At 68.8% G+C, this 10,337-nt stretch carries 12 protein-coding genes and 1 pseudogene; 1 reads left to right on the top strand and 12 read right to left on the bottom strand.

Features of this window, described 5'->3' with window-relative positions; all coding sequences use genetic code 11:
* Positions 1–112: 112 nt before the first annotated feature.
* From tsaD to VE326_03465, 12 genes and pseudogenes are all read right to left on the bottom strand, one after another.
* Positions 113–1,110: pseudogene (gene tsaD / locus VE326_03520) on the bottom strand (tRNA (adenosine(37)-N6)-threonylcarbamoyltransferase complex transferase subunit TsaD).
* A 42-nt stretch (positions 1,111–1,152) separates the two neighbouring features.
* Complete coding sequence (locus tag VE326_03515; GenBank protein HYJ32263.1) at positions 1,153–1,479, bottom strand: hypothetical protein; 327 nt, start codon at positions 1,477–1,479, stop codon at positions 1,153–1,155.
* 135 nt (positions 1,480–1,614) lie between these two features.
* Positions 1,615–2,016 carry a hypothetical protein gene (locus VE326_03510; GenBank protein HYJ32262.1) on the bottom strand — a complete coding sequence of 134 codons (402 nt, stop codon included), beginning with the start codon at positions 2,014–2,016 and terminating at the stop codon, positions 1,615–1,617.
* Positions 2,013–2,276: an ATP synthase F1 subunit epsilon gene (gene atpC, locus VE326_03505; GenBank protein HYJ32261.1), complete on the bottom strand. Its 264-nt coding sequence runs from the start codon at positions 2,274–2,276 to the stop codon at positions 2,013–2,015. The genes VE326_03510 and atpC overlap by 4 nt, the downstream gene beginning before the upstream one ends.
* Before the next feature lie 12 nt (positions 2,277–2,288).
* Complete coding sequence (gene atpD, locus VE326_03500; protein ID HYJ32260.1) at positions 2,289–3,737, bottom strand: F0F1 ATP synthase subunit beta; 1,449 nt, start codon at positions 3,735–3,737, stop codon at positions 2,289–2,291.
* Positions 3,738–3,747: 10 nt separating this feature from the next.
* On the bottom strand, positions 3,748–4,599 hold the full coding sequence (atpG, locus tag VE326_03495) for an ATP synthase F1 subunit gamma (GenBank protein HYJ32259.1): 852 nt from the start codon (positions 4,597–4,599) through the stop codon (positions 3,748–3,750).
* A 19-nt stretch (positions 4,600–4,618) separates the two neighbouring features.
* Complete coding sequence (atpA, locus tag VE326_03490) at positions 4,619–6,142, bottom strand: F0F1 ATP synthase subunit alpha (GenBank protein ID HYJ32258.1); 1,524 nt, start codon at positions 6,140–6,142, stop codon at positions 4,619–4,621.
* 9 nt (positions 6,143–6,151) lie between these two features.
* On the bottom strand, positions 6,152–6,703 hold the full coding sequence (gene atpH / locus VE326_03485; protein ID HYJ32257.1) for an ATP synthase F1 subunit delta: 552 nt from the start codon (positions 6,701–6,703) through the stop codon (positions 6,152–6,154).
* A complete protein-coding gene (gene atpF, locus VE326_03480; protein HYJ32256.1) occupies positions 6,700–7,191 on the bottom strand; it encodes a F0F1 ATP synthase subunit B in 492 nt (163 codons plus the stop codon). The genes atpH and atpF overlap by 4 nt, the downstream gene beginning before the upstream one ends.
* A gap of 64 nt (positions 7,192–7,255) precedes the next feature.
* Positions 7,256–7,489 (bottom strand): ATP synthase F0 subunit C, encoded by a 234-nt coding sequence (gene atpE, locus VE326_03475; protein ID HYJ32255.1) that lies wholly within the window; start codon positions 7,487–7,489, stop codon positions 7,256–7,258.
* A complete protein-coding gene (atpB, locus tag VE326_03470) occupies positions 7,486–8,934 on the bottom strand; it encodes a F0F1 ATP synthase subunit A (GenBank protein HYJ32254.1) in 1,449 nt (482 codons plus the stop codon). The genes atpE and atpB overlap by 4 nt, the downstream gene beginning before the upstream one ends.
* A 66-nt stretch (positions 8,935–9,000) precedes the next feature.
* Positions 9,001–9,231 (bottom strand): AtpZ/AtpI family protein, encoded by a 231-nt coding sequence (locus VE326_03465; GenBank protein ID HYJ32253.1) that lies wholly within the window; start codon positions 9,229–9,231, stop codon positions 9,001–9,003.
* Positions 9,232–9,950: 719 nt separating this feature from the next.
* Between VE326_03465 and VE326_03460 the strand changes: the two genes are divergently transcribed.
* The coding region (locus tag VE326_03460; protein ID HYJ32252.1) for a sigma factor at positions 9,951–10,337 on the top strand (387 nt) is incomplete at its 3' end.

The following is a 10,337-nucleotide window of genomic DNA, read 5'->3' as shown; positions in this document are numbered from 1 at the left end:
CCTTACCGACGCCGGAGCAAGGGGTGCTTGGCCGGGAGATGCGGCCTGCGCCATTCCGGCACGTTCCCCGGCGAACGTAAAACCCTGTGCGCCGGGGGAGCCGACGATCGTGTCAGTCGAACGAATCCAGGTTGGGCACGGCCGAGACCGTGAGCGCGCTCGCGCGGCCGGTCGTGAGGGCGGCCCAACCGGCATAGGCGATCATCGCCCCGTTGTCGCGGCAGAGCGGCGGTGAGGGGAAGAGCGCCGGAATCCCGCGCGAGGCGGCGAGCGCTCCGGCGTCCCGGCGAAGTCGCGTGTTGCAGGCGCAGCCGCCCGCGATCGCGAGCGCGCGGGCCGGGTGCCGGTCCAGTGCCAGCGAAAGCCGCTCGATCAGCGCGGTCACGATGGCGCGCTCCGCCGAGGCGGCGATGTCGCGGACGCGCTCCGGCGGGATCGGATCGGGCTCCTTCTCGACCAGCAGCTTCACCGCGGTCTTGAGCCCGCTCATGCTCACGTCCAGGGTGTCGGCTCCGAGCCGGGCCACCGGGAAGGCGATCGCGTCCGGATTCCCTCGCGCGCGAGGCGGTCCACTTCGGGGCCGCCCGGATAGGGCAGTCCGAGCAGCTTCCCCACCTTGTCGAACGCCTCGCCCGCGGCGTCGTCGCGCGTCGATCCGAGGCGGACGGCGCGGCCGCGCTCGGGCACGTGATAGATCTCGGTGTGCCCGCCGGACGCGACCATCCCGATGTAGGGGAACGGAAGATTGTTCTCCAGCGCCGGCGAGAGCAGGTGCGCCTCGACGTGGTTCACGGCGGCGAGCGGGATCCCGCGCGCCATGGAGAGACCCTTCGCGAATTCGAGGCCGACCAGCAGCGAGCCGACCAGGCCGGGCCCCGCGGTGGCCGCGACGCCATCGATGTCGGCCAGGGTCAGGCCCGTCTTCGCGAGAAGCTCATCCAGGATCCTGGGAAGGAGCGTGATGTGCGCGCGCGAGGCCAGCTCGGGCACCACGCCGCCGTACTCCACATGCACGTCCTGCGCGCGCACGACGTGACCCAGCAGGCGACCGTCCTCGACGATCCCGGCGCCGGTGTCGTCGCAGGAGGTTTCGATTCCGAGGATGCGCATTGAAGGATTCTAGCAGGCCGCGCGCGATTGAATCGTGGGCTGCTAGGGAATGGCGCGGTTCACGTTCATCGCCGCCGCAACGAAAAGAACGGAGATCGTGAGGATCCCGATCCCAAAGAGGCGCGCGTCGGTCCTTCCGTTTCGATAGAGCGACAGCGAATCGACCGACGCCAGGGGAATCGCGACGGGCTTGCCGCGATCCGCGCGCGTCGTCCCGTGAAGGGTGTCCGCCCGCACCTGGGGATGCTGGACCAGCAGCACCGACCCGCCGGCGCCGACCCTGGCGTAGTCGGGTTTGCTGTCGCGCAGGGTGCTCGCGATGTGTTCGCGCTGGATCGGCTGCCAGTGAGCGCAGCCCACTCCACCCATGAAGGTCAGAATCAGGAGTGCGCTTGCTGCAGCAAGCGGGCGATAGCGCGGAGGTGAGAAAGACGCGGCCTTCATAGAACCACCCGGTCCGGCAGGGGAACTGCGAGACAGCCTGAGCCTACCGCCCCTCGAAAGTCAATGGGTGGCCGCGATCCGGCGCCCTCGCGAGCTCCAGAGGTAAGCGGCGAAGATGAGGACCCAGACGCCATCGACCGCGACGGCGATGCCGGCCTGGTGCGACAGGAAGCGGTTCCCCTGCGAGAGCACGAGCGTGACGAAGACCGCCTTGCTCGCGCCCGCCACCACGAGCGCCGTCTTCCGGACCGCGGGATGAAACGCGCCGTAGACCAGCAGGGCGCCCATGAGCCCGATCAGGATGGCCCAGTTGCGCGCCACGAGATCGGTCTCGGGACTTTCGGGCCAGACGCCGAAGATGGACCGGAGCGTCTCCGCCGGCGTGAACGCCGTCGTGACCATGGTGCAGGTCAGCGCGCCGGAGACGATCATGATCCACCGGATCGCCCCGGCCCCGGTCAAGCGGTCGGCTCGGCCGAGTCGGCGAGGGCCGACGCGCGGTTGTTCGAGACCTCCAGGAAGCCGCCGGTCACGTGCCAGGCGGTGACGCGTCCGGAGGGGTCGCGCATCTCGAGGCGCCCCTCCTTCAGCGTGGTGATCAGCGGCGCGTGGTGGGCGAGGACGCCGAGGTAGCCCTCGGAGCCCGGCGCCTGGATCGAGACGACCGGGCCCTCGAAGACGATGCGCTGCGGCGTGACCAGCCGGAAGGTGAATTCGGTCATGGCGGCGCGGGGCTAGACGCCCGCGGTCACTCCCATCTGCTCGGCCTTGGCGAACACGTCGTCGATGGTGCCCATCATGTAGAAGGCCTGCTCCGGAATGTGGTCGCAGTCGCCCGCGACGATCCGCTGGAACGAGCGGATCGTGTCCTCCAGCTTCACGTACTTGCCCGGCGTGCCGGTGAACGGCTCGGCCACGAAGAAGGGCTGCGAGAGGAAGCGCTGGATCTTGCGCGCCCGCGCGACGATCAGCTTGTCGTCGTCCGAGAGCTCGTCGATGCCGAGAATGGCGATGATGTCCTGGAGCTCCTTGTAGCGCTGGAGAATCTTCTGCACGGCGCGCGCCAGGTTGTAGTGCTCCTCGCCCACGATGTTCGGATCGAGGATCCGCGACGTGGAGTCGAGCGGATCCACGGCGGGATAGATCCCGAGCTCCGAGATGCGCCGCGAGAGCACGGTCGTCGCGTCGAGATGCGTGAACGTGGTGGCCGGGGCCGGATCGGTCAGGTCGTCGGCGGGCACGTAGATCGCCTGCACCGACGTGATCGAGCCGCGCTTGGTCGACGTGATCCGCTCCTGAAGCGCCCCCATCTCGGTGGAGAGGGTCGGCTGGTAGCCGACCGCGCTCGGCATGCGGCCGAGGAGCGCCGATACCTCCGAGCCCGCCTGCGTGAAGCGGAAGATGTTGTCCACGAAGAAGAGGACGTCCTGGTTCTCCTGATCGCGGAAGTACTCGGCCATGGTGACGCCCGTGAGCGCGACGCGGAGCCGCGCGCCGGGGGGCTCGTTCATCTGGCCGAACACCATCACGGTCTTGTCGATGACGCCCGACTCCTTCATCTCCAGCCAGAGGTCGTTCCCTTCGCGCGTGCGCTCGCCGACGCCGGAGAAGACCGAGAAGCCGCCGTGCTCGGTGGCGATGTTCCGGATCAGCTCCTGAAGGATGACGGTCTTGCCGAGTCCGGCGCCTCCGAAGAGGCCGATCTTCCCGCCCTTGGCGTACGGCGCGAGCAGGTCGACGACCTTGATGCCGGTCTCGAAGATCCGGGTCACGGTCTCCTGCTCCTCGAACGACGGCGGCGCGCGGTGGATCGGGAGGCGCTTCCCGGGCTCCGACACGGGGCCCGACTGATCGATCGTCTCCCCGAGCAGGTTGAAGACGCGGCCGAGGGTCTGACGGCCGACCGGCACGGTGATCGGGCCGCCCGTGTCGCGCACGGCCATGCCGCGCGTGACGCCGTCGGTCGAGGACATGGCGACGCAGCGCACCACTTCGTCCCCGATGTGGAGCGCCACCTCGACGGTGAGGTCGATTCCCCTGTCGGGATCCTGGATGGTCAGCGCGTTCAGGATCTTCGGGAGCCGCTCCGGCTCGAACCGCACGTCCACCGTGGGTCCGATGACCTGGATGATCTCGCCGATGTTGCCTTCGGTGCTGCCCTTCTTGCCGTTCGCGTTCGCCATCGCCCTTCCTTTACTTCAGCGCCTCGGCCCCGCCGACGATCTCGACGATCTCGCGGGTGATCGTGGCCTGCCGGGTCCGGTTCATGTGGAGCGTGAGGTTCTGGATCATCTCGTTCGCGTTCTTGGTCGCCGAGCCCATCGCGATCATGCGGGCGCCGTGCTCGGAGGCGGCCGACTCGGCGAGAGCCGTGTAGAGGCGCATCGCGAGGAAATAGGGGACGATCCGGGCCAGGATCTCCTCGGGGCCCGGCTCGAAGATATAGTCGCGCGCGGGGGTTCCCGCGGCGCGCACCGACCCGAGCGGGAGGAGCGGCTCGACGACGATCTCCCGCGAGAGCGCGCTCTTGAAGTGGGTGGTGACCAGGTCGACCTCGTCGATCGCTCCGGAGAGGAATTGATCGAGCAGGTCGCGGCTCAGTCCCTCCGCGTACTTCCAGTCCGCCACGCCGCCCATGTCGTCGCGGAAGGAGAACACGTCGGCGTTCCGTCGCCGGAAGTAGGCATAGCCCTTCTTGCCCAGGAGGACGAGCCGGGTCGGCCGGGGGGATTCGCGCATCAGCGCTTCCACGGCCCGGATGAGGTTCGCGTTGAACGCCCCGGCGAGGCCGCGGTCCGAGGTGACGAGCACGATCACGCGCGCTCGCACCTCGCGCCGCACGAAGGCGGGGTGGAGCACGTCCCCCGAGGCCTGCGCCAGATTCTGGAGCACCTCCCCGAGGAGCTTGGCGTAGGGCCGCGCCGACTCGACGGCCGTCTGCGCGCGCCGAAGCTTGGCCGCGGAGACCATTTCCATGGTCTTCGTGATCTGCGCGGTGTTCCGCACGGAGCGGATCCGCGTCCGGATTTCGCGAAGGGTGGCCATTACCGGGTCCTGCCGGCCCTCAAGGCTTCCTCTTCCGCGCGGCGAACTCGACCTTGTACGCCTCGATCGCCTTCTTCAGGCGGGTTTCGATCGCGTCGGTCAGCTCGTACTTCGCGCGCAGGTCGTGGATGACGTCGGCGTACTTCTGGTCGAGGAATTCGTACAGGCCGATCTCGAAGTCCCGGATCGACGTCACCGGGAGATCGTCCAGGTAGCCGTTCGTGCCGGCGTAGACGATCGCCACCTGGCGCTCCACCGGAATCGGCTGGTACTGCCCCTGCTTCAACAGCTCGACCATGCGCTCGCCGCGCGTGAGCTGCGCCTGCGTCGCCTTGTCCAGGTCGGAGCCGAACTGCGCGAACGCGGCGAGCTCGCGGTACTGCGCCAGGTCGAGCCGCAGGCGTCCGGCGATCTTCTTCATCGCCTTGGTCTGCGCCTTGCCGCCGACGCGCGACACCGAGATGCCGACGTTGATCGCAGGGCGGATGCCCGCGAAGAAGAGATCGCTCTCCAGGAAGATCTGCCCGTCGGTGATCGAGATGACGTTGGTCGGGATGTACGCCGAGACGTCGCCCGCCTGGGTCTCGATGATCGGGAGCGCCGTGAGGCTGCCCGCGCCGAGCTTGTCGTTCAGCTTGGCCGCGCGCTCGAGGAGCCGCGAATGGAGATAGAAGACGTCCCCGGGGTACGCTTCGCGGCCCGGCGGCCGGCGCAGGAGCAGCGAGAGCTGGCGGTACGCCGCGGCGTGCTTCGACAGATCGTCGTAGATCACCAGCGCGTGCTTCCCCTTGTCGCGGAAGTACTCGCCGATGGCGCAGCCCGTATAGGGCGCGATGTACTGGAGCGGCGCCGTCTCGCTGGCGCCCGCGGCCACGACGGTCGTGTACTCCATGGCGCCGTGGTCCTCGAGGATCTTCACCACCTTGGCGACGGTGAAGTCCTTCTGGCCGACGGCGACGTAGATGCAGAAGAGGTCGCCCCCCTTCTGGTTCAGGATCGTGTCGATCGCGACGGCGGTCTTGCCGGTCTGGCGGTCGCCGATGATCAGCTCGCGCTGGCCGCGTCCGATGGGGATCATCGAATCGATCGCCTTGAGGCCGGTCTGCACCGGCTGGTTCACCGGCTGGCGATCCACCACGCCGGGCGCGTGACCCTCGAGCGATCGCGTCTCGGTGGTGGCGATGGGGCCCTTGCCGTCGATGGGAATGCCGATCGCGTTCACGACGCGGCCGACCATCGCCTCGCCGACCGGGATCGACGCGAGCTTCCCGGTGCGGCGCACCGTGTCGCCCTGCTTGATCGCCTCCTCGGAGCCGAAGAGCGCCACGCCGACGTTGTCCTCTTCCAGGTTCAGGACGATGCCGTTCACGTCGCCGGGGAACAGCACCATCTCGCCGGACATGGCGTCGTCCAGCCCCCAGACGCGGGCGATGCCGTCGCCCACCTGCAGCACCGTTCCCACGCTCTCCATCTCGAGCCGGGACTCGTACCGCTCGATCTCCTGCTCGAGCACCGCGCTCACTTCTTCAGGCTTGAATGCCATGGTCGAACCTCAGCCGTGGACCCGGGTGGCGAGGAGCCGGCGGCGTATCCGCCAGAGCTCCGTCGCGAGGGTCCCGTCGATGACATGATGATCCAGCGAGACGACCGCGCCCCCGATCAGGGAGGGGTCCACCTCGCGCGTGAGCACGATGGTGCGTCCGGTGCGCGCGGTCAGCGCGCGCGTCAGCGATTCGGCCTGGGCCTCGGAGAGCGGGACGGCCGTCCGGACCTGGAGCCGGCTCAGTCCCTTCGCCTGCTCGGCCAGCTTCTGGAACTCGTCCGCGATCACGATCAGGTGATCCAGCCGGCGGCGGCGGAGCAGGACGATCAGGAGCCCGTACACCGGGCGCGACAGACGCGGCTTCCAGGACTTCTCGAGGAAGGCGATCTTCTCCGCGCGCGCGATGCCCGGCGTTTCGAAGAAGCGGCGGACGCGGACGTCGCGCCGCGCGAGCCCCGCGATCTCGCGGAGCTCCTCCTCGGCCGTGTCCAGGGAGCCGTGCTTCTGCGCCAGGTGAAGGAGGGCGCGCGCGTAGCGGCGCCCCAGCGTGACCGAGATCACCGCGCCTCGCCGACCCCGGCCAGGAACTCGTCGAGCAGCTTCTGGTGGCGCGCGGGCGTGAGCTCCTCCCGGACCACCTTCTCCGCGATCTCCACCGCGAGCTCGACGACTTCGTTCTTGAGCTCGACCCGCGCCTTGTCGCGCTCGAGGACGATCTCCTCGCGCGCGCGCGTGATCGTCTCCTGCGCCTCCTTCCGGGCGATCTCCCGGATCTCGGCGCCCACGCGCTGTCCCTCGGCGACGGCCTGCTGGATCCGGTCGCGGCTCTCGGCTTCGATGCGCTTGAGATGCCCCTCGTACTGGGCCTTGAGATCTTCGACGGCGGCCTTCCCCTTCTCGATCCCGGCCAGCTCGGCCAGGATGCGCTCTTTCCGCTCCCGCATCGGCGGATAGATGATCGCCGCGAACGCGGCGCGCACGAGGAAGAAGAAGACGATGAAGCTGAGCGCGTGCGCGAGCAGCTGATTCAGGTGAACGAATTGATCCATGCGCCTTCTCGGGCTCGGGAAGGGCGGCCGACCGAAACCCCCGGCCGGCGCCGCTTCCGGCCGGTTACTGAATCTTCCCTTGAAGGAAGAACATCGTGACGAACGCGTAAATCGTGAGCGCCTCGATGAAGCCGAAACCGATGATCATGGCGACCTGGATGCGCGGAAGGGCCTCCGGCTGACGGCCCATCGCCTCCATGGCGCCGCGCCCCATGAAGCCGAGGCCGATGCCCGAGCCGATGGCGGCGAGGCCGATCCCGATCGGGAGCGCCAGGCCGAGTGTCGCTGCGAAATTCATGACTTCACCTCCTTGGGTTCCGTGGGGAAGGAGCCGCTCACGTGCGGCACGTCCGCCGGCGCGTGCTCGTGGCCGTGGTCGTGCGACTCGTGGGGCAGCATCATGTAGAGATACACCGTGGTCAAAAGCGAGAAGATCAGGGCCTGCACGATGCTCGTCAGCGTCTGGAGCAGCATGAAGAGCGCGGTGATGCCCAGCATCGGCGGCACCGCCAGCGCGGTCAGCGACGCCTTGAGGCAGAGCGCCGCCACCCCGACGAAGACCACGATCAGCGTGTCCTCGCCGAAGATGTTCCCGAAGAGTCGGCAGGAGAGGCTCACCGGCTTCACCAGCTCCCCCAGGATGTGCACCGGGATCATGACCGGGAGCATGGCGAAGCCCACGACGTCGCGCGGCGACCCGGCCAGGTGGTCCAGGTAGCCCAGGATGCCGAGGTTCCGGATGCCCGAGACCTGCACGAAGAGGAACGTGATCAGCGCGAGCGCCAGCGTCACGTCGAGCGTGGAGGTCGCGGACTTGAAGCCGGGAATGATGCCGATCATGTTCATCGTCAGGATGTAGAAGAAGATCGCCATGATGAACGGGAAGTAGCGGTGCGTGTGCTTCCCGAGCATCCCCCCGACCACGTCCTCCATGCTCTCCACCACCCACTCGATGGCGTTCTGGACGGGGCCCGGCACGAGGGCGTCGCGCTTCATGAAGATCACGATGATCGCGAGGAAGACGAGCCCGGCGATCCAGGCGAACACGAGGTACTCGTTCTCGTGCATCCAGTGGACGGCCGGATTCCCGGGCAGCCAATCGTTCAGGATCGTGAGCCAGTTGGGGAGGTGCTGCTCGCCGCCGCCGCCATGCTCCCCGCCCTCGGCGGGAACGTCGTGCGGCGGCGCGTTGGGCGGCGACACCGTGTGCGCGGCCGAGCCCTCGGGCGCCGTGGCCCCCGGGTGGGCGGCGGGAGGCGTCGCTTCCTCCTGGGTCACCGTCCGCTGGGCCAGCGCGCGCGAGGGATGGACCCCGGCCGCCGCGAGCCCGCCGGCGAGGAGCGCACCCGCGAGGAGCGCCAACGCGAGCGTCGACCCGACGCTCTTGCGCGCGCCGAAGGGCGAACGTCGCGGCGCGAGCGCCAGCATGACGGCCTTCAGGAAGATCGCGGCGAGCGGGATGGAGAGACCGGCGACGAGCGGCCAGATCTCGAGCCGGTTCCACCGCGTGAGCGCGAACGCCCCGCCGTAGACGACGGCCATCTTGAGGCCGCCCCACCCGAGAACGCCGGCGCGCGCCCCGGCGGCATCGGCAGGAGCCTTCGAGAGGGACGCCTGTGTGAAGAGTTTCACAAGCCGTTCGAGAAAGAGGAAGTTGAGGGCCGCCAGCAGCTGCCCCAGAAGAAGCGACGCGGCGCCGAAGGGCCGCGAGGGTGCGAGAAGTCCCGCGAAGGCCAGAGCCATGATCCAGGACGCCCGGAGCGACCGGGAGAGGAGCGTCCCTTCCTGCGTCTTCGCGAAGACCAGCGGCTAGTCCTCCCTCTGGGAGAGCTTGATGATGTTGACCGTCTCGCGCACGCCCGCCACGAAACCGAGCGCGAGCAGAATCACGCTCAGCCACGGGCGCGTGTGAAACCGATTGTCGAGATATTGCCCGAGTAAGTAACCGACGATGGGCGCCAGCGCGAGGATGAACGGAATCGTCGTCAGGAGCCCGACCTGCCGCCAGGCGGTGACCTTCTTTGGATCCTTCTCGGTCACTGCGTGGCCTCCGCGAGACGATCGCCGCTAAGCCCTGCGGCGGACCGCGTCTGCAGCGACATCGCGACGGCGACTACGAGCCCGACAGGATAGTGGGTGAGGGTACCGAGGTCAACGGAAAAGGGGTCCGGAGGGGCGCGCGCGGCTCCCCGCGGGACGGCACCCGCGGGGGAAGATGAATATGGGGGTGCGCGAGCCCGGTCGCCGGGCGCTCGATGGCGCCGCGCGGCTTCCGTTCGCGCCTCCCCCGAACATTGAGGCGGGACGCCTCTTCGCCTCCTCGGCTTCACCGCACCGCGGCCCCGACTCCGCAATGCTCTCCCCCTTGAGAGGACGCCCCGCCATTCTTCCTTCCTTTATATGCGGCTCCGGCACATCGCCGGTGATCTCCCCCATCGCACCCCTCATGCCGGGGGTTCACACGCCGGAGCCTTTCCCGTAATTCCCCTTATTGCAGCAGCTTGACGGCGGAGCTCCGAACCCGCGACCGGGCTGAGGGCCTTGCCCCTGCTCCCTGTCGTTGACTCGCACCCGTCCCGCCGACCCCGGCGGGCCCCCCGAAACGCTTGGGCCGGCCCCGGTTGCCTCAAGCGTCAACGCGGAGGCGCGCCGTGAACCGGCGTTGCCCGCGGCTCCAGATCGGCCGATCCCTTGCCGATATCGAACGCGGGAAAGTCGCGGCCCGGGGGGCCGCCCGATCCACCGGCGTGGAGGGCACCGTGGCGGAATCGAAGAGCGCGGAGACGCTCTGGATGGACGAGGCTCTGGAGACGGAGCGGGTGCGCGCCGCGCAGCAGGGCGATCGCGAGGCGTACCGGCAGCTGATCCGTCACTACGAGCGGCCGGTCTACCGGCTGGCGTACGCGCTCACGCGCAACCACGACGAGGCGACGGCGCTCGCGATCGAGACCTTCACGCGCGGGCTGGCCGAGATCTCCCGCCTGCCCGAGGGGAAGCGCTTCTTTCCGTGGCTGCTCCGCTTTGCCCGGAATCTCTCGGTGACCCGCGCGCGCCGGCGCGCCGACGCCGGGGCCAAGGGGCCCGGCGCCGCCCCCGCGCCGGCCCCCGAGTCGTCCCCGGTCGAGCTGGAGCAGCGGCTCCTGGAC

It is taken from the genome of Candidatus Binatia bacterium (genome assembly GCA_035631035.1).
GTDB lineage: Bacteria > Eisenbacteria > RBG-16-71-46 > SZUA-252 > SZUA-252 > DASQJL01.
This window is presented reverse-complemented; position numbering and strand designations above follow the sequence as displayed.

Excerpts from the sequence above, each read along its gene's own strand:
- atpA (HYJ32258.1), bottom strand. The coding sequence starts at position 6,142 with ATGGCATTCAAGCCTGAAGAAGTGAGCGCGGTGCTCGAGCAGGAGATC.
- atpD (HYJ32260.1), bottom strand. The coding sequence starts at position 3,737 with ATGGCGAACGCGAACGGCAAGAAGGGCAGCACCGAAGGCAACATCGGC.
- atpC (HYJ32261.1), bottom strand. The coding sequence starts at position 2,276 with ATGACCGAATTCACCTTCCGGCTGGTCACGCCGCAGCGCATCGTCTTC.
- VE326_03515 (HYJ32263.1), bottom strand. The coding sequence starts at position 1,479 with ATGGGTGGAGTGGGCTGCGCTCACTGGCAGCCGATCCAGCGCGAACAC.
- atpB (HYJ32254.1), bottom strand. The coding sequence starts at position 8,934 with ATGGCTCTGGCCTTCGCGGGACTTCTCGCACCCTCGCGGCCCTTCGGC.
- atpE (HYJ32255.1), bottom strand. The coding sequence starts at position 7,489 with ATGAATTTCGCAGCGACACTCGGCCTGGCGCTCCCGATCGGGATCGGC.
- atpG (HYJ32259.1), bottom strand. The coding sequence starts at position 4,599 with ATGGCCACCCTTCGCGAAATCCGGACGCGGATCCGCTCCGTGCGGAAC.
- atpF (HYJ32256.1), bottom strand. The coding sequence starts at position 7,191 with ATGGATCAATTCGTTCACCTGAATCAGCTGCTCGCGCACGCGCTCAGC.